At 62.6% G+C, this 17,859-nt stretch carries 14 protein-coding genes; 3 read left to right on the forward strand and 11 right to left on the reverse strand.

Annotation, left to right across the window (positions count from 1 at the left end; translation table 11 throughout):
- Positions 1-132: 132 nt before the first annotated feature.
- Both ACW4E8_RS00260 and ACW4E8_RS00265 read left to right on the forward strand, forming a co-directional pair.
- Complete coding sequence (locus tag ACW4E8_RS00260) at positions 133-900, forward strand: ParA family protein (RefSeq protein WP_456803015.1); 768 nt, start codon at positions 133-135, stop codon at positions 898-900.
- Positions 901-1,124: 224 nt separating this feature from the next.
- The gene (locus ACW4E8_RS00265) at positions 1,125-3,113 is read left to right on the forward strand and encodes a thioredoxin domain-containing protein (RefSeq protein WP_456802682.1); all 1,989 of its coding nucleotides are present in this window, start codon (positions 1,125-1,127) and stop codon (positions 3,111-3,113) included.
- A gap of 101 nt (positions 3,114-3,214) precedes the next feature.
- On the opposite strand, the gene ACW4E8_RS00270 is transcribed toward ACW4E8_RS00265, so the two are convergent.
- From ACW4E8_RS00270 to ACW4E8_RS00285, 4 genes are all read right to left on the reverse strand, one after another.
- Complete coding sequence (locus ACW4E8_RS00270; protein WP_456802683.1) at positions 3,215-3,490, reverse strand: porin; 276 nt, start codon at positions 3,488-3,490, stop codon at positions 3,215-3,217.
- Between the two features lie 56 nt (positions 3,491-3,546).
- The gene (locus ACW4E8_RS00275; RefSeq protein ID WP_456802684.1) at positions 3,547-5,109 is read right to left on the reverse strand and encodes an AMP-binding protein; all 1,563 of its coding nucleotides are present in this window, start codon (positions 5,107-5,109) and stop codon (positions 3,547-3,549) included.
- A 37-nt stretch (positions 5,110-5,146) separates the two neighbouring features.
- Complete coding sequence (locus ACW4E8_RS00280; protein ID WP_456802685.1) at positions 5,147-6,121, reverse strand: NAD(P)H-dependent flavin oxidoreductase; 975 nt, start codon at positions 6,119-6,121, stop codon at positions 5,147-5,149.
- A gap of 75 nt (positions 6,122-6,196) precedes the next feature.
- The gene (locus tag ACW4E8_RS00285) at positions 6,197-7,252 is read right to left on the reverse strand and encodes a phosphotransferase (protein ID WP_456802686.1); all 1,056 of its coding nucleotides are present in this window, start codon (positions 7,250-7,252) and stop codon (positions 6,197-6,199) included.
- A 541-nt stretch (positions 7,253-7,793) separates the two neighbouring features.
- On the opposite strand from ACW4E8_RS00285, the gene ACW4E8_RS00290 reads away from it, so the two are divergent.
- Complete coding sequence (locus tag ACW4E8_RS00290; RefSeq protein ID WP_456802687.1) at positions 7,794-10,517, forward strand: LuxR C-terminal-related transcriptional regulator; 2,724 nt, start codon at positions 7,794-7,796, stop codon at positions 10,515-10,517.
- Between the two features lie 45 nt (positions 10,518-10,562).
- Here the strand turns inward: ACW4E8_RS00290 and ACW4E8_RS00295 are convergent, their stop codons facing one another.
- The 7 genes from ACW4E8_RS00295 to ACW4E8_RS00325 all read right to left on the reverse strand — a co-directional run bounded on the left by ACW4E8_RS00295 (position 10,563) and on the right by ACW4E8_RS00325 (position 17,841).
- The gene (locus ACW4E8_RS00295; protein ID WP_456802688.1) at positions 10,563-11,531 is read right to left on the reverse strand and encodes a Bug family tripartite tricarboxylate transporter substrate binding protein; all 969 of its coding nucleotides are present in this window, start codon (positions 11,529-11,531) and stop codon (positions 10,563-10,565) included.
- A gap of 108 nt (positions 11,532-11,639) precedes the next feature.
- Positions 11,640-12,404, reverse strand: a complete 765-nt coding sequence (locus ACW4E8_RS00300; RefSeq protein WP_456802689.1) for an SDR family NAD(P)-dependent oxidoreductase — start codon at positions 12,402-12,404, stop codon at positions 11,640-11,642.
- Positions 12,405-12,440: 36 nt separating this feature from the next.
- Positions 12,441-13,622, reverse strand: a complete 1,182-nt coding sequence (locus ACW4E8_RS00305) for a thiolase family protein (RefSeq protein ID WP_456802690.1) — start codon at positions 13,620-13,622, stop codon at positions 12,441-12,443.
- A 27-nt stretch (positions 13,623-13,649) separates the two neighbouring features.
- Positions 13,650-14,840, reverse strand: a complete 1,191-nt coding sequence (locus ACW4E8_RS00310) for a CaiB/BaiF CoA transferase family protein (protein WP_456802691.1) — start codon at positions 14,838-14,840, stop codon at positions 13,650-13,652.
- Positions 14,841-14,899: 59 nt separating this feature from the next.
- The gene (locus tag ACW4E8_RS00315; protein WP_456802692.1) at positions 14,900-15,868 is read right to left on the reverse strand and encodes a Bug family tripartite tricarboxylate transporter substrate binding protein; all 969 of its coding nucleotides are present in this window, start codon (positions 15,866-15,868) and stop codon (positions 14,900-14,902) included.
- A 72-nt stretch (positions 15,869-15,940) separates the two neighbouring features.
- A complete protein-coding gene (locus ACW4E8_RS00320) occupies positions 15,941-17,119 on the reverse strand; it encodes a CaiB/BaiF CoA transferase family protein (protein ID WP_456802693.1) in 1,179 nt (392 codons plus the stop codon).
- Between the two features lie 26 nt (positions 17,120-17,145).
- A complete protein-coding gene (locus ACW4E8_RS00325) occupies positions 17,146-17,841 on the reverse strand; it encodes a CoA transferase (protein ID WP_456802694.1) in 696 nt (231 codons plus the stop codon).
- Positions 17,842-17,859 lie beyond the last annotated feature (18 nt).

Genomic DNA, 17,859 nt, shown 5'->3' on the forward strand with positions numbered 1-17,859 from the left:
ATCGGACGGCTGACTCTGGCACCCGGTGAATCGCGGCCTGGAATATCGTTGTCATAGCCGGGCGGGGTGCTGCCGGGAACCTCACGCTAAGGTATGCTGCCGCTTTCGGATCGATTCTCTCCAGAGGGGCATATGCGGCGCGTCGTGTTCAATCAGAAGGGTGGGGTCGGAAAATCGACCATTGTATGCAATCTCGCGGCGATCAGCGCCAGCGAGGGCTTGCGCACCCTGGTCATTGACCTGGATGCACAAGGTAACTCCACCCAGTACCTGCTTGGCGCGCAGGCCGCGGAGGCAAGTCCGACCGCGGCGAACTTTTTCGAGACGTCCCTGACCTACAACTTCAGGCCGGTGGAATTTACGTCCTTTGTCCACCCGACGCCGTTCGAGAACCTCGATGTGATGCCGGCGCATCCTGACCTGGATTCCCTCCACGGCAAGCTCGAATCCCGCTACAAAATCTACAAGCTACGCGACGCCTTGCTCGAGCTGGAGGCAGTCTACGACGCCATTTACATCGACACGCCACCGGCCCTGAATTTCTATACCCGCTCCGCACTGATCGCCGTGGAGCGCTGCCTGATCCCGTTCGATTGCGATGACTTCTCGCGCCGTGCCCTCTACACGCTGCTCGATAACGTGAAGGAAATCCAACAGGACCACAACGACGGGCTGCAGGTCGAGGGGATCGTGATCAACCAGTTCCAGCCGCGAGCCAGCTTGCCGCAGAAACTGGTCGAAGAACTGGTAAGCGAGGGCCTGCCAGTCCTTGAATCGCGGCTATCTGCATCGGTGAAGATCCGCGAATCGCATCAGCATGCCACTCCCATGATCCATCTGGATCCGCGCCACAAGCTTGCGCAGGAATACGTGGCGTTGCACCGCGAGCTGGCTGGCTGAAGAATCGCCAAGGCGCGCTGAGATCGATTTCCCCACGCAATGACACTGCCAGCGTGAGCCAGCGACACGCTCGCCCAGGCTATGCGGACATTGAACGACGGAATGCCTGATCCGGCACCCCCGAGCGCCGACGTGGCGGGCCCACGCTGATCACTCGCTTGCAGGGGGCCTTGTTCTGCGCCACAGTTGCACAGTTGTCCTACCGGACCAGGCTGGAGACTGTGATGGGAAACCGGCTCGCCTCAGAATCGTCACCTTACCTCCGACAACACGCAGAGAATCCAGTCGACTGGTATCCCTGGTGCGAAGAGGCCTTTCTCCGCGCGCGCGACGACGACAAACCGGTTCTGCTTTCCGTCGGCTACGCCACATGCCATTGGTGCCATGTCATGGCGCACGAATCGTTCGAGAATCCCCGGATCGCCGGCCTGATGAATGAGCGCTTCATCAGCATCAAGGTCGATCGGCAGGAGCGTCCCGACCTCGACGACATTTACCAGAAGGTCCCCCAGATGATGGGACAGGGCGGCGGCTGGCCGCTCACGGTGTTCCTGACGCCGCAAGGAGAACCATTCTTCGGTGGCACCTACTTTCCGCCGGATGATCGCTACGGCCGCCCTGGGTTCGAGCGTGTGCTGCTGAGCCTGAGCGAAGCCTGGAGGCATCGCCGCCAGGAGCTGAGCAAAACCGTCGAGCAGTTTCAGCAGGGGTTCCGGCAGCTGGACGAAGCGGACCTGGGCCGTGCAGCCGCCGAGGTCGAGGACCTGCCCGCGCAGGCAGCCCGCGCCCTCGCACGGAATACGGACCCGACCCATGGCGGGTTGGGCGGAGCGCCCAAGTTTCCCAACGCAAGCGCCTACGACCTCGTGCTGCGCATCTATCAACGTACCGGTGAACCCGCCTTGCTTGAAGCGCTGGAGCGCACGCTCGACGGCATGGCGGCCGGCGGCATCCATGACCAGCTCGGCGGTGGGTTCTCCCGCTACAGCGTCGACGAACGTTGGGCCGTGCCCCACTTCGAAAAGATGCTTTACGACAACGGCCAGCTCGTCGCGCTGTACGCCAACGCCTACCGGCTGAGCGGCAAGCAAGCCTGGTGCCGTGTATTCGAAGGAACCATCGCGTACATCCTGCGCGACATGACGCACCCCGATGGCAGCTTCTATGCCGGCGAAGATGCCGACAGCGAAGGCGAGGAAGGCCGTTTTTATGTCTGGACACCGGCCGAGGTGAAGGCGGTGCTGGGCGAATCCGAGGGCGCCCTGGCGTGTCGCGCCTATGGCGTGACCGAAGGCGGGAACTTTGAACCCGGCAGATCGGTGCTCCACCGGGCCGTCACGCTGACTCCTCTGGAGGAGGCACGGCTAGAAGGCTGGCGCGAGCGGCTATTTGCAGCACGTGCCCAACGCGTGCGCCCCAGCCGCGACGACAACATCCTCACCGGCTGGAACGGTCTCATGATCCAGGGACTCTGCGCGGCTTACCAGGCGACAGGCAACGGAGCACACCTCGCCGCCGCAAGGCGTGCCGCCAACTTTATCCAGGACAGACTCACCATGCCGGACGGCGGCTTGTACCGGTCCTGGAAGGACGGCACAGCCAAGGTGCCGGGGTTCCTTGAAGACTATGCCTTCCTGGCCAACGCTCTGATTGACCTCTACGAATCCTGCTTCGACAAGCGATACCTCGATCGCGCAGTCGAACTCGCGGCGCTTATCCTCGACAAGTTCTGGGAAGACGGGCTGTATTTCACGCCCCACGATGGCGAGCCATTGGTGCACAGGCCCCGGGCGCCGTACGACAGCGCCTGGCCGTCCGGCATGTCAGCCAGCGTGTTCGCCTTCTTGCGCTTGCATGAACTCACCGGCCAGGATCGCTACCACGACCTTGCCGAGCACGAATTCCAGCAATACCGGGCTGCCGCCACCGCGGCCCCGGCCGGCTTCGTGCACCTCCTGGCCGCCAGGGATTTCGCACAGCGCGGACCGTTCGGGATCATTCTTGCCGGCGATAAGGCGGCTGCCGCCGCGCTTGTCGAGAGCGTTCACCGCACGTACCTCCCGGCACGCGTCCTCGCATTTGCCGAAGACGTTCCAGTCGGCCAGGGGCGGCACCCGGTCAACGGCCGGCCGGCGGCCTACGTGTGCCGGCATCGCACCTGTGCTGCACCGGTAACCAGCGGCCAGGCGCTCCTTGAGCGCTGCGTGGCGTAACTGTCGCGTTGCTGCTCGACCTTTGTCGCCCGCAGCGCGCCGCCCATGGGGCGGACATCGAAGCCCGTCCCCCTTACGCAGCGCCAAGCCAGCGATGCAAGTCACATCATCGGCCTTTGCAGACGGTTTCGCTCCGACCAGCGTGGACCAGAAAGCCCGCCGGAATTCATGCGGACCAGATTCTGGCTCGGCCCTGTTGCAAAGCCGTTGGCCGCAGATGGCCTGATACTGGAGAAATGGTTCACATACTCGATGTTGGCATCCACGACGCCATAGAGGGTAACAGTGGACTGCGCCCTCGCAGGGCTGCCAGCAATCGCCGCCGCACTTGCGAGAACGGCACAACAGTACTGCCTCATTCCAGGTGCTGCCTTCATAGGTCTCCTCCCTATAGTTTTCTTTCAATCCCAGTCATGCGCGGCCAAGATGCGACTCACGATACCTGGCGACCTTGCCCTTCCCAGAAGCGCGTTCGAAGTGCTTTCTTATCTATCTTTCCGACACTGGTAAGCGGGAGCTTCTCGACAAATTCGATTTGCTTCGGTGCATAGATGGCCCCCTTGCGCGACTTCACCAGTTGCACCAGCTCCTCCGCCTGGACCTGCTCGCCAGGGCGGCGCACCACCAGGGCCGCAACTGCCTCACCCCACTTCGGATCGGGAACCCCAATGACAGCCACCATCGATACCGCCGGGTGAGTGCTGATAATGTCCTCGACATCTCGCGGGTAGACATTGAATCCACCTGATATGACCATGTCCTTCTTCCGGTCAACGATGTAGAGATAGCCGCGATCATCGAATCGCCCGATGTCGCCGGTGTGCAACCAGCCATTCTTCAGTGCACTGTCGGACAACTCGGGCAAGTTGAGATACTCGCGCATGACGTGTATGCCTCGCACGCAGATCTCCCCGGCTTCACCCATGGGGACTTCCTGATCCTGGTCGTCCAGCACCTTCAGAAGGGTGCCAAGCGTCGGACGGCCGCAGGACGCAAAGCGCTCCGGGCTGGCGGGATCATGGTCAGCCCGGCCAAGATAGGCCAGGGGGTAAGCCTCTGTCTGGCCATACAGCTGGGCGAAGACCGGGCCAATGCGCTCCAGACCTTCATGCAGGCGAGCCGCAGACATGGGTGACGCGCCATAGAGCAGCAGTTCCAGCGATGACAGATCCGCCTTGTCGAGCGAGGGATTGTCCAACAGGCTGTAGATCATGGTAGGAACCATCAGCGCCATGTTGATGCGCTCACGACGGATGACATCCAGCACGCGATCTGGCGCGAAGCCGTCCTGCAGATGGACGGTGCCACCGCGTACGAGCGTCGGCATGATCTTTGTACCCGTCACATGGGTGATCGGCGCCACGGCAAGATAGCGCGGGACGGCCGGGATCTCAAAATCAGCCAGGCAGTTCAGGAGCATCGCGGTAAATGCCGCGTGGTCCCGTACCACCCCCTTGGCCCGACCGGTTGATCCGCCGGTATAGTGGACATACGGAACGTCTTCTCGATGCGTGAGATCGCGTGGCGAGCAACTTCCGGCCTTTTCCGCCTGTGCCAGCAAATCACTGCCGAGATCCGACTGTCCAAGACTGAACACCGAGCGCAAACCGGGAGCAGCCGCGAGAATTTCTTCGCCACGCTCCCGGTGCGTTGAGACATCCACCACCAGCACGTCTGCATTGAAATCCTGGATCTGCAGCAGATGGTCTTCAAGGGAGCCAAGGGGATGAAGCGGTGTGCTGATCATTCCGCTGCAAAGTGCCGCCATGCCAGCGCACCAGCCGAAGGCTGAATTGCCGGTCAGCAGGCAGACCCGATGGCTGCGGATCAGGCCCGCGCTCGCATAGACGGCCTGCATGCGCCCAAGCAGGTCGCCCATGGCGCGATAGCTCAACGATCCGCCCTCCCAGCTGAAAGCAGTCCGATCACCGTACTGCCAAACAGCGCGCAGCAGCAGCGTGCCAATGGTTGGGGCCATTTGAATCGACTGGTCCATGTTGATGTCTCCTCCTTTGAATAGTCTTGTTCCGACGTCACTTGCCAAGGGCTGACCGATACTCCGTCAAGGTCTGGTCAACGAGCTCTGCAACGGACTGGACCGCGCGTACGCCCGACACGCTGTGCCCGGCGCTGCAAATATCCACCCATCGCCGCGGCCCGGCCTTACCGGATCCGGCACCGAACAGTTCGCCAGCGCGCGGGCGGGAAACCTGCTCGTCGAGGCGGTCCGGGTCCAGGCCCGCCGCGCGAATGGACGGCCGAAGCATGCTGGTATCCAACCCTGTGAACGCCCTGGTCAGGATCACATCGTCCATGGTGCTGTCCACCAGCAGTTGCCTGTATCCTGGCGCCGCCATGCTCTCAGCCGTAGCGATGAAGCGAGTCCCCATATAGGCAAGGTCGCAACCCAGGACTTCTGCGGCGCGAAGCGCAATGCCATCGGATATGCCGCCAGCAAGGACGATGGGGCCGTCAAACAGGCTGCGCACGGCACGCACAAAGGCGAAGGGATTGAGCCAGCCGGTTTGCCCGCCGGCCCCGGCTGAAAGCAGCACCAGTCCGTCGGCACCCGCCTCGATGGCCTTGTGCGCGTGCTTCAGTGTGGCCACGTCCGCCCACACCTGCGTGCCAATGCCATGCAAGGCAGGTATCACAGCCGTCGGCGATCCAACGCTGGTGATGACCAGTTCCACCCGATGCCGCACCAGGCACGCCAGATCGTCCCTGAGCCGCGATTGCTGCATGATGAGATTCGGGCAAATCGGCGCAGGCGGGCTGTCATAGGTGGCAAGCGACCGCTTCATGCCGGCAAGCCAGTGGTCGAGCTCATCCGTCGAGCGGGCATTGGCGGTCGGAAACGCACCGATCACACCCTGTCGGCAAGCGGCGATCACCATCTCGGGCCCTGACACGCGCAGCATTGGCGCTGCAATCAGCGGCAGGCCAAGTCGTTCTGCAATGTGTTTTGGAAGCCTGCCGCCAGACGCTATTGATTGCGATGCGTGCATCAAGTCATCTCCATCGTTGCGCGTTCCGTTCGAACGCCCCCCCCGCATGGGCAGCGCGGCTCGGCCAATGCCAGCTCATGCCGACCGCCGCTGGGCCACCTGCCACCCGACCTCGGCGAACTGGCGTGCCCGCCGACCGAACTCCGATGCGTCGGCGCCGACTGCATTCCCCTGCAATGCGCGATGGTAGACACCCTGCGCGATGGCGGCCGAGCGGAACAGCGAGAACGCAACGAAGAACGGCCAATGCTCGAGGTCCGCGTCCCCCGCATTCCTGACGTAGGCTGACACCAGGCTGTCCATGCCGGGAAGGCTCGCGGCTTCCAGGTCAAGGCCATGGAGACCGTTGGGAAAGACGTCTGCAGGCAGCACATAAGGCATGCAGCAATAGGCAAGGTCCGCGAGCGGATGGCCGATCGTCGCCAGTTCCCAGTCAAGGATGCCGACGACCTCGGCGCGTTCGGCATGAAAGATCAGGTTGCCAAGCCGGAAGTCCCCATGCGCAATGGCATCACGGTTCAGCACGGGAACTTGCGTGGCCAACCATGCCATCAGCGCATGCATTGCCGGCATCTCGTCGGTCTGGCTCGCCAGGTACTGCGCGCTCCAACGCGCGATCTGGCGTTCCACATAACCCTCAGGACGACCAAAGTCGCCCAGACCCGCCGCACGCCAGTCGACCTTATGCAGTCTTGCCAGCGCGTCCACCATCGCCTCATAGATGGCCTTGCGGCTTGCCGTCGGCACCCCGGCAAGGTCCACCCGACTGAGAATCCTGCCGGGAAGATGCTCCATGACATAGAACGGCGTACCAATCACGCTTGCGTCCTCGCAAAGGAGTCTCGCTCGTGGAATGGGCACGTCGGTATCGGCCAGTGCCGCCAGAACGCGGTATTCGCGCTCGATCTGATGTGCGGAGGGAAGCAGCTTGCCAGGTGGCTTCTTGCGCAGCACATAGTTGTGCCCGTTCGCCTTCAGCAGGTAGGTGGGGTTCGACTGCCCGCCCTGGAACTGCGACACGGCAAGGCTTTCATCAACGCCATCCAGGCGTCCGCGCAAGTACGCGACCAGTGCCTCGACATTGAAACGATGGGATGGAAGTACATCCACGGTCAGAATGTCCGGGCTCATTCCCGGATCTCCAACGGCGAGACCACAAGACAGAAATACCACTTTGACCGGGCTTCAAACGGATTGACCGCACATGGTGGTCCCGGCAGGATGTCGTTCAGGTTCATAGCTATTCTCGAGTGAATCTGCGTACCTGCGTGTGACCGATAGCGGTCAAGCTCGCGGGGATATCACGAGGCTTCGACGCCGACCGCAGTCCATATCGGAACAGAGCCGACCAGAAGTGGCCACAGCACGTCCGCGCGGCCGTCCCACCGGATGCTGGCGGGAAACCAGTGACGTGCGGCCAGTATGGCTAAATCCTTCGCGCTGGCACATCGTCAGAATTGACGATCAGAGGCGTCGCCATCCGAATCCTGTTTTCACATCACCGGCCAACACGCCGCTCGCAAGCCTGACCAGCACGCGCCGCTTCGAACATGGTTGTGCTACGCAAGCCAAATATTTGATAATCGCAGGAAGGCCTGGGCAATGACCCATCCTCCACGGAGTTGACGGCCACCTGCGAGCACGCGCCGTGCCTCGCTCAGGAGACAACGAGATGATCGGCAGTAGAGAGCGGCACGGATCTTCGCCGCCAGTTGCGATAAAGCTGAACCCCCCCAATGCTTTGCCAAGTCAGGTCCAGCGTCAGACGATCTGTGACGCGGCCTGTGACTCGCACGCCGCCAAGGTGGTTCTCATCAGCGCGCCCGCCGGTTTTGGCAAGACGACGGCCATGACCCAGATTCGTTCCAGGCTCGAAGGCAATGGCGTTGCCACCGCCTGGCTGACCTGCGACGCGGCTGACAACGATACTTCGCGCTTTCTTGGCAATCTTGCGGTGGCGGTCTCCCGGCTCGCGCCCCGACAGCATGCTCGGGACGATCGGGACAATCTGGAGCCGCGGCAATCCATGACCGTGTTGGAGACGATCCACGAGCTCGGCAGAAGTCCGTTGCCGTTCGCGCTCTTTCTGGACGAGCTGGAGCATCTTCACGAACCGGCCGTGCTGGGCTTGCTCAGGGAAATCCTGAGCCAACTCCCCCGCCGCGGCCTGGTCGTGATCGGTACAAGAACCACCCCGGATCTCGGGCTGGCCCGGCTTCGTATGCATGGCGAACTGGTGGAGATCGATGCTTCATGGCTCAGGTTTTCGCTCGAGGAGACCGTGGACTTCTTCAACAAGAAACGTCACCTGTCGATACCGTACGATGAGGTGCGCCAACTGCACCAGACGACGGAAGGCTGGGTCGCCGCGATATCGCTCGCTTCCGTCGCATTGGAGCGCCATGTCAGGCATAGCGATTTCATCACTCGCTTCTCGGCGTCGAACCGGGAGATAGCCGAGTACCTGAGCGAGGATGTCCTGAACCGGCAGCCAGCCGCGACCAGGAACTTTCTGCTGCGGACCAGCGTCCTGAAGCATCTTTCCCCTGCGCTGTGCGATGCCATCCTGCGACGCACCGACAGCACGCAGATGCTGGAGAGGCTGGAAAGATCCAACCTCTTCCTCACCTCGATCGCTGGTCCGGAGCCGACGTATCGCTATCACAGCCTGTTCGCCAGCTTCCTGCGCAATCAGCTGGCGCACGAGATGCCGGACGAGGCTCCCCGGCTCACGATGGCGGCTTCGCACTGGCATGAAGAGCAAGGCCGACCTGTGCCGGCGATCGACTATGCCATCGACGCGCAGGACTATGGGCGTGCCCTGGATCTCCTCGCCACACATGCCGACAGCTTTCTTTCCAGCGGCCGCTGGCGACTTCTCAGCCGCTGGTTCGGGGCGATACCGTCGGCCCTGCTGGGCAACTACCCCATTCTCCGGGTGGTCCATATTCTTGCCGTCTATTTCACCCGCGGCGCACACGAGGCGAACCGGCACCTGGAGCAACCGGAACTGAAAGAGGCGACGAATCCCGAGGTCGTCACCCACCTTCGCGCCCTGCGCCCGCTGCTGCTGGCAAGCGTGGATCGCCATGAAGCAGCTTATGAGGTAGGCGTGACAGCGTTATCGTCGTTTCCAACAGGAAACTCGTTTGCCGACGGCATCCTGGCAAATGCAATGGCCGTCGCCTTTGCCGTCAGGGGCGAACATGAGCAAGCCCGCAAGCTCCTCGACGAGGCCAGAATCACGCAATCCGACAGCCCGAACCCATTCGGCCTGATGTACACGGAGTCAGTTGAAGGCATGATCGACATGCAGGAAAACCGGCTGCGGCAGGCGACGGCCCGCTTTCGCATGGCCGTGGCCGCAACGGGCGCACCATCCTACTGTTACACGACCGGCAACGCATGGGCCGGTGTCTTCTACGCCCATGCACTGTACGAAGCCAATGAGCTGGAGCAGGCTGCGCGCTTGCTCGACGTCTATGTGCCAATCACGAAGGAACTCGGCCTGCCCGACCATATGATCACGGGGCATGTCACCCTGGCGCGTATTGCTGTCGCCAATGGCAATGTCCCCCAGGCCTTCCAACTGCTCAGCGAGCTCGAGTACCTGGGCCATCACCGGCATGCGGCCCGTGCCGTGGCCAGCGCAAAGCTGGAGCGCGCGCGCCTGCTGGTCATGCAAGGCAATCTGATCGCAGCCCAGGCGGAGCTCGAGCGCGCCAATTCCCCTGACATCTGGAAGCGCTGCCAGGCGCTGCGCCTCCCCGCCAATGATGTCGACTATCTCGAACTAGGCCAGCTGCGTTGGCAGATCGCTGCGGGCAACGCCAGCGAGGCGTTACCGGACATCGAGAGTGCCATCTCGATGGCGACGTCCCAGCGCCGGCTGCGGCGTGCCATGAAGCTCTGCGTGCTGAAGAGCCTGGCACTGGACAGCATGGGCGATATGGCCGCGGCGAACGCCCAGATGCGGGAGCTACTCAAGGCGGCGTGCCATGAAGGCATCATGCGCCTGGTGCTGGATGAAGGCAGACCTGCCCGCAACATTGTCTTGCGATTGGAGCGGTCCAGCCAGGCCGAACCACCGACTCAGCGCGACCCCATCTTTGCGGATTTCCTGCAGCGCTTGCTGCAGGGGTTCGGGCCCTTTCTGGACGACCGGGCGACACGGACGCCCGGCGACAGCGGTGAGTCGACGCCAACGCTGTCAGCTGCCGAGCTCAAGGTGCTGCGCCTGCTCGCCGAAGGCTGTTCCAACAAGGCCATGAGCGAGAAGCTGTTCGTCTCCGACAGCACGGTGCGCACCCACGTCCGAAATATCAGCCAGAAACTCGGGACGCATAGTCGGACTCAGGCAGTCGCGAAAGCACGTCTGCTGGGACTGATCAGCTAAGGATGGGGCTGCGCGTTGAACACCATCCAGGTGGGATGGCCGCGCTTATTCCGCTTTGGCGCCCGACACCTCGATCATCCGCCTGACCGTCGGCTCGATGGCTTCAAACTCCCGCCTGAACTCGGCGCCCGTGTTGCCGACTGGCTCGCTCCCAGCCAGGTCCAGGCTGGCCTTCACCGGCACCGACCAGGCAGCGGCACGCGTCGCCCTTTCCAGTTGCGCAAGAGTCGCTGGCTGAGTGCCCGCGCGTACGAGCATCCCGGTCCAGCCAAGCGGCTTCAGCTCAGGATCGGTCAGGCCGAGCTCAGCCATGCTTGGCACATTTGGCAAGCTCTTGGCCCGACGGTCACCGAATACCGCGATCGGCCGCACCTTTCCACTCTCAATATGGGGCCTCATCGAGCCGACGCTGGCAATGCCCCAGGCGATCTGTCCTGCCGCCAGGTCCTGCACCATTGGCGCCTCGCCCTTATAGGGAACATGAGCCATATCGAGCCCTCTGGATTGGCACAAGTAGGTGCCGGCCAGATGTCCGAAGCTTCCCACGCCATAGGAGCCAAAGGCCGCCTTGCCCTTGTTGCTGACCGCCCAGGCAAGGAATTCCGTCATATTGCTCACCGGCACATTCTGATTAACGGCCAATACGATTCTGCCAATGGCTACCTGGGAGATGAACGCCAGATCGCGCCTGACATCATAGGGTACCTTTTGCACCAGGTAGGGCACGCTGACGATCGGGGCGGAATGTGTGAGCAGCACCGTATAACCATCGGGCGCCGCGCGGGTCACGGTCTGGACGGCCAGCACGCCACCACCGCCGGGCTTGTTGTCCACAATGACTGGCTGGCCCATCTGCTTGCCCATCTCTTGCGCCAGGCTGCGCGCGAAGGTATCGAGGGAACCCCCTGGTGGTGCGGGCACGATGAAGGTGATCGGCTTGGACGGATACCCTTGGGCCGCGCAAATCGCACTCAAGAGAAGCATCGCAATGGCAAGCAGCGTTCTTTTGGTCATGGAGAAATCGCTCCGGTGATCGGTGGTTGCAGGGCGGCAGAGCAAGCGAGACTCTGCCGTCCGCCTGGCATCCTTGAGCTGGGTCTAGGCCAATGTCACGCGTGCTACTCAGCGCGGTGGCATGCGAAGTCCGCCATCGAGACGGATGGTCTCTCCATTGAGCATCGGGTTCTCGATGATGTGCGCGGCGAGTGCGGCAAATTCCGAGGCATCACCCAGTCGACGCGGATGTGGCACGCCACTCGCCAGTGCAGCGCGCGCATCCTCGGGCAGCCTGGCCAGCATCGGAGTATCGAAGAGACCAGGGGCAATGGTGCAGACGCGAATGGCCCTGGCGGCGAGGTCGCGTGCGGCCACGAGCGTCATCCCGACCACGCCCGCCTTGGACGAGGCATAGGGAATCTGCCCGATCTGGCCCTCGTACGCGGCGACCGAGGCCGTAAGAACGAGCACGCCGCGCTCGCCGTTGACTGGCTCATTCCTCGCCATCCTGGCCGCCGCCAGGCGCAGGACATTGAAACTGCCGACCAGGTTGACGCGCACGATCGCTTCGTACTGCTCCAGCGAGCCTGGCTCCCCGTCCTTGCCAAGGATGCGCAGCGCGCCTCCCCGACCGGCACAATGCACCACGGCGCGCAGTTCGCCATTGGCTTGCGCCGCATCGAAGACACGCTCGAGATCCGACGAACTGGTGATGTCTGCCGGGACGAACGTCACGGCGTCACCCAGTTCAGCAGCAATTGCGGCGCCATTCGACGAAGGCAGGTCCGCAATTACCACTGCGCCTCCCTGCCCGGCAAGGAACTTTGCTGTAGCAAGGCCAAGACCGGAAGCACCACCGGTCACCACACAGGAACTTCCCTGAATCTTCATGACTTATGCTCTCCTGACGTACGGATGACGCCGCGTTTACAGTCTCTCGATAATGGTGGCATTGGCCATGCCGCCTGCCTCGCACATGGTCTGCAGCCCGTAGCGGCCACCGCCGCGCTCCAGCGCGTGCAGCATCGTGGTCATGAGACGGGCACCAGATGCGCCGAGGGGATGGCCGAGTGCAATCGCCCCGCCGCATGGATTGAGGCGATCCGGGTCGACATTGAACTCGCGTTGCCATGCGAGCGGCACTGGCGCGAAGGCCTCGTTGACCTCATAGTGATGGATGTCTTCGGCGGCGAGTCCCGCCTTCCCAAGCGCCCGCTGCGTGGCCGTGATCGGCGCCGTCAGCATCAGTAGCGGATCGTCGCCGCGCACGTCGAACGATACAAAGCGGGCCCGCGGCTTGAGATTCAGTCTTCTCGCCATTGCCTCACTCATGATCAGGAGCGCGGAAGCGCCATCCGTGATCTGCGATGAATTGCCGGGTGTGATGCTCCAGTCGATCTCCGGAAAGCGCTCGATATAGGCTTCCGAGCGGAAGGAGGGCTTGAGCTGGGCAAGACCTGCAACCGTCGTTTCCGCTCGGATGGTCTGATCCTCCGTGACGATGCCCTCGTCGGTATGGATCGGCAGGATCTCGGCCGCGAACCCGCCGCTGTCCCGCACCCTGGCGGCGCGCCGATGCGACGTCGCCGAGTATTCGTCCAGTTCCTGCCGGCTGAGCCCCCATTTCCGTGTCACCAGCTCGGCCGAGATACCCTGGCCCACCAGGCCCGGTGCATAGCGGGCCCGGACGGATGGCCCGTCCCCATCAGCACCGCCACGCGAGCTTCCCATCGGCACGCGGCTCATCGACTCGACCCCCCCGGCGATCACAATGTCATAGGCGCCGGCCATGATCCCCTGCGCGGCGAAATGCACCGCCTGCTGACTCGATCCGCAGCGGCGGTCGATCATCGCCGCCGGCACATGCTCCGGAAAGCCGGCAGCCAGCCACGCGTTCCGGCCGGGCAAGGCCGATTGCTCCGCAACCTGGCTGACGCAGCCAATCAGCACATCGTCAACCAGCGCCGGGTCAAGATCGTTCCGGCGCACCAGTCCCTGAAGCACCTGCGCCAGCATCTCCACGGGATGGAGGTTGGCAAACGCGCCACCGGCCTTCCCTCGGGCCATGGGCGAGCGCACTGCGTCCACAATGACAGCTTCCGTTCTCATGATTTCCTCTGTAAGTCTTGGTCTGTTTCAAATGATTCCGGTGTCTTCCAAGTTCCGGATTGCCGCTTCGGTGTATCCAAGGCTCGAAAGAATCTGGCCCGTGTGTTCGCCCAGGCGCGGCGGACGATTCCGGATCCCGCCGGGGGTATCCGACAGGAAGACGGGCGCACGCGCGATTGGCACGGGCCGATCGACGCCCGGATAGGCAACGGGTTGAAAAAGGGCCGTGGCAACGGCCTGAGGATGGTCGACCACCTCCGCCGGCCTCAACACCGGGCCCGCAGGAATCTTGGCCTCGGCAAGAAGAGCCAGTGCTTCCTCGGTACACAAGGTCTCGCACCACTGCTGCATGCGCGCCGATACCAGATGACCGTTCTCGCCACGCGCGGTATCGCTGGCAAAGCGATCGTCGTCCAGCCATGCGATGTTTCCCGTCAGCCTGGCCCACCGCTTGAAGAGCGGCTGGCCCACCACGGCGCACGTGATCCAGCCATCGCGCGTCCGGTACAGATCGGACGGTGCGGCCACGAAGCTCCGGTTCCCCACCGCCGCCCGATTGATCCCGGTCAGGGCCTGCTCGGCGATCAGCCCGCTGCCGAACATCGCCGCCGTCGCGAATAGCGAAGCTTCGACGACCTGCCCTTTCCCCGTCTTCATTCTGGCAAGCAAGGCAGCCAGCGTCCCATAAGCACAGTGCAGAGCGGTGCCAAAATCGGCCCAGACGATCTGCGATTTCTGCGGCGAGCCGGGCGGGCCGCTGAGAAAGACACCTCCCGACATGGCCTGCGCCACGCCATCAAAGCCGAGGTGATCGCGCAGGGGCCCCTGCGAACCAAAGGCCGACACATGCGTGAGAATGATGCGCGGATTGATCGCGGCGAGCGAGGGGTAGTCCAGCCCCATCTTCTCCAGCGTGTAGGCCGGCAGATTCACCACCACGACATCCGCCGATGCCACCAGGCGCCTGACCACCTGCCTGCCTTCCGGGGTCGCGGGATCCAGCGTCATGGACAGCTTGTTGCGGTTCATCTGCATGAACAGGGCACCATCCCCTGTGGGCGCCACCGGCATCAGGTACCGGTCTTCGCTACCGCCCGGCTTCTCGATGCGAATGACCTCGGCACCAAACTCGGCCAGCAGGGCCGCGCAATATGGCGCCGCAACGTATCTCCCGAAGTCGAGGACCCGGATTCCACTCAGTACGCCATCCGCTGACATGCCCTCTCCTTGAGCCCCTTGGCTTCTGTTACCGACCATCAGACACACCCGGTGTCCACTTACTGCTTAGGAATGCCCGCCGCCTTGACAATCTTCTCCGCCTGCTCGATCTCGGCCAACTGAAAGCGGCGCAGTTCTGCCGGTCCGGCGAGGAAGATCTCCCCGTCCATCTGTTTGGAGAACCGCGCGGACTCTGGGAGCGCATAGATAGCGAGCAGGTCATCGCTGAGCTTCTTGACGATGTCCGGCGGCGTCTTTGCGGGAACATAAGCCGCCATCCACGTGACAAAGACGAAATCGCGATAGCCACTTTCCTGCATGGTGGGCACCGAAGGCTCCATGGAAAGCCGCTTGTCGCCTGTCACCGCCAGGATGCGTAGCTTCCCGGATTGGATATGCGGCCGGACGATGGAGTAGTCGGCAAATGCAAAGTCGATCTGCCCGCCAGCCAGGTCACTGAGCGCCTGCACCGCGCCCTTGTATGGCACGTGCGCCGCGGAAACCCCCGCTGCAACGAGGAACTTCTCCGTCGCGAGCTGGTACAGCGGACTACCGCTACCGTAGTTCAGCTTGCCGGGAGCGGCCTTTGCCCGCGCCACCAGATCCGCCACGGTACGAATGGGCGACCCGCCCGGGACCACGACCGTCATCACCGACTTCGTCAGCCTGGCAACCGGTGCAAGGTCTTTGATGGGGTCATAGGGCAAGGCATTGAACATGGCGGCATTGGTCGCCACGGGCGAGTTGCTGGTGAAGAAGACGGTGTACCCATCCGGCGGCGCATGCACCACCGCCTGTGCGGCAATGATGCCGTTACCCCCCGGCCGGTTTTCGACGACGACCGCCTGCCCGTTCCGTTCCTGCAGTTTCATCGCGGCATATCGCGCCTGCCGATCCGGACCGCTGCCAGCAGGGAAAGACACAATCAGCCGAATCGGCTTCTCCGGATACGCTGCTCCCACATTCCTTGCGCCGCATAGTACGAGCGCAATACCCAGCATGGCGCCAACCAGGCGGTGCTTTCTCATTTCCTTGTCTCCGTCCATTTTCTTTTGCCACGCGAAGATTCCGTGGCCCAGGTGCCGCAAAATCTGAGCTGTCTAAGCTGTGCGCTCGGCAATACCGAGTTCGGCCAGTAAGTCATCGCTGTGCTGGCCGAGGCGAGGTGCGGGTTCAATCCTTGGCTTCGGCCTGGCGGAGAACTTGACGGGTGGCTGTACCTCGACGTATTTGCCTTCGCTGGGATGAATCCGATCCTGGAAGAAGCCGACTGCCTTCAGGTGTGGATCGTCGAACAGGTCTTCCACGTCATTGACACGCATTGCCGGAATGCCGGTTTTCTTGAGGAAGGCCAGCCACTCATCCGTGGTCCGCTCAGGCGTAACCGCCGCGAGCAGTTCGTACATGACGTCAAGGTGCTTGGTTCGCAGTGCCTTCGAGTTGAGCCGAGGGTCTTCCAGCACGTCACTCTTGCCGACGGCATGGAAGAAGGCAACCCATCGCTCATCGGAATAGGGCGTGATCCCGATGTAGCCATCCTTCGTTCGCGCAGGTTTGCGCTTTGGATTCATGACCCTGGGAGACAGCATATTGCCGATCGACGGTATGAACGTGCGCTCTCCCAGATGCTCCAGCAGCGTGAAGCTCGTGAGGGCCTCCATCATCGGCACCTCCACATGTTGACCTTCGCCGGCTCGAAGCTTGTGTACCAGAGCGGCAAGCGTGGCGTAAGCGGCGTGCAGACCAGACACCTTGTCCGCGATGATCATTGGGAAATAGCGGGGATTGGGGTCTCCATCCACCCTGGGCAAGAGCGAAGCCATGCCGGAGGCGGCCTGGATGACGTCGTCGTAAGCCTGCATAGATGCATAGGGCCCAGACATGCCAAAGCCAACGCAGTGAACGTAAATGATGTCGGGCCGAATCTGGCGGACAGCGTCATAGTCAAGGCCAAGCCGGGCGATACCGTCGGCACGCACGTTATGGATGAAGACATCGCTCGACTGCAATAGCCGGTGCATCGCCTCTCGGCCTGCTTCACTACGCAGGTCCCACGTGACGGACCGCTTCCCGCGGTTTATGGTCATATGCGTGCCGCTCATGCCAGGCGTCTCGACGAAGCTGCCGCTATGGCGCATCGAGTCCCCTTCGGCCGGCTCGATCTTGATGACGTCCGCGCCCATGTCAGCCAGGATCTGCGTGCAGTAGGGCCCGAAGATCACGGTCGACATATCGACGACGCGAATACCCTCCAGCATGGGGCCGTTTTCTTTCTTCATAATCCAATGCTCCTTAGGCAAACCAATCAGATCACGCCGTCATTCACCAGGCATGTGAGCTGCTCTTTTGACAGGCTGAGCCAGTCGGAAAGGATGTGGCGCGCAACCTGCCCCGGCAGCGTCCCTGGCGTGTCATCGCGCGCCGCAGGGCCGACGTCCAGAGGCGCAATGTCGATCGCTTGCCCAAGACCGCCTTGTACCTCGCGATGGCGCAGCGCACCGAGCACGGCGATCGCACCATGGAGTCCGCTCTGAGATGACCCTGCACAGGCGGGGTCTTCCCTCTGCCTGCACTCCGCCTGAAGGAGATAAATGATGCGACGATTGACTTTCCACACTGCGTCATAGTCCAGGCCACAGCGCGTCATCTCCACGACGTCGAGGTTGCCAAGAAACACGTCGCATTCCTTGGCGAGCTGTAGAATGAGTTCGCGCTCCGCCGACCCGGCAAAGTCAATGGTCAGCGAGTGTGGTTGTCCAGGCGGCGATCCACGCGAGTTCGCTCCGTCGCCATGACCTTCGCTGGAGGCGCCACCGCCTGCATCGGCGGAAAAGGCATACGTGGGCGCTGGCGGAACGAGCCGCAAGACTTCGGCACCAAGGCGCGACAGTATCCAGGCACAGGACGAGACCGTAGCTTCCCGGGCGAGCTCAAGGACGCGGACGCCGGCAAGCGGTTTGCGGTGCGGGGAGTTCCCGGATGGATCGACGCCTTGCAACATGCCATTCACCTTAACTGG

It is taken from the genome of Cupriavidus sp. CP313 (assembly GCF_054072015.1).

What these genes read in the sequence shown, in the direction of transcription:
- ACW4E8_RS00260 (WP_456803015.1), top strand. Translation starts at nt 133, where the DNA reads ATGCGGCGCGTCGTGTTCAATCAGAAGGGTGGGGTCGGAAAATCGACC.
- ACW4E8_RS00265 (WP_456802682.1), top strand. Translation starts at nt 1,125, where the DNA reads ATGGGAAACCGGCTCGCCTCAGAATCGTCACCTTACCTCCGACAACAC.
- ACW4E8_RS00270 (WP_456802683.1), bottom strand. Translation starts at nt 3,490, where the DNA reads ATGAAGGCAGCACCTGGAATGAGGCAGTACTGTTGTGCCGTTCTCGCA.
- ACW4E8_RS00275 (WP_456802684.1), bottom strand. Translation starts at nt 5,109, where the DNA reads ATGGACCAGTCGATTCAAATGGCCCCAACCATTGGCACGCTGCTGCTG.
- ACW4E8_RS00280 (WP_456802685.1), bottom strand. Translation starts at nt 6,121, where the DNA reads ATGCACGCATCGCAATCAATAGCGTCTGGCGGCAGGCTTCCAAAACAC.
- ACW4E8_RS00285 (WP_456802686.1), bottom strand. Translation starts at nt 7,252, where the DNA reads ATGAGCCCGGACATTCTGACCGTGGATGTACTTCCATCCCATCGTTTC.
- ACW4E8_RS00290 (WP_456802687.1), top strand. Translation starts at nt 7,794, where the DNA reads ATGATCGGCAGTAGAGAGCGGCACGGATCTTCGCCGCCAGTTGCGATA.
- ACW4E8_RS00295 (WP_456802688.1), bottom strand. Translation starts at nt 11,531, where the DNA reads ATGACCAAAAGAACGCTGCTTGCCATTGCGATGCTTCTCTTGAGTGCG.
- ACW4E8_RS00300 (WP_456802689.1), bottom strand. Translation starts at nt 12,404, where the DNA reads ATGAAGATTCAGGGAAGTTCCTGTGTGGTGACCGGTGGTGCTTCCGGT.
- ACW4E8_RS00305 (WP_456802690.1), bottom strand. Translation starts at nt 13,622, where the DNA reads ATGAGAACGGAAGCTGTCATTGTGGACGCAGTGCGCTCGCCCATGGCC.
- ACW4E8_RS00310 (WP_456802691.1), bottom strand. Translation starts at nt 14,840, where the DNA reads ATGTCAGCGGATGGCGTACTGAGTGGAATCCGGGTCCTCGACTTCGGG.
- ACW4E8_RS00315 (WP_456802692.1), bottom strand. Translation starts at nt 15,868, where the DNA reads ATGAGAAAGCACCGCCTGGTTGGCGCCATGCTGGGTATTGCGCTCGTA.
- ACW4E8_RS00320 (WP_456802693.1), bottom strand. Translation starts at nt 17,119, where the DNA reads ATGAAGAAAGAAAACGGCCCCATGCTGGAGGGTATTCGCGTCGTCGAT.
- ACW4E8_RS00325 (WP_456802694.1), bottom strand. Translation starts at nt 17,841, where the DNA reads ATGTTGCAAGGCGTCGATCCATCCGGGAACTCCCCGCACCGCAAACCG.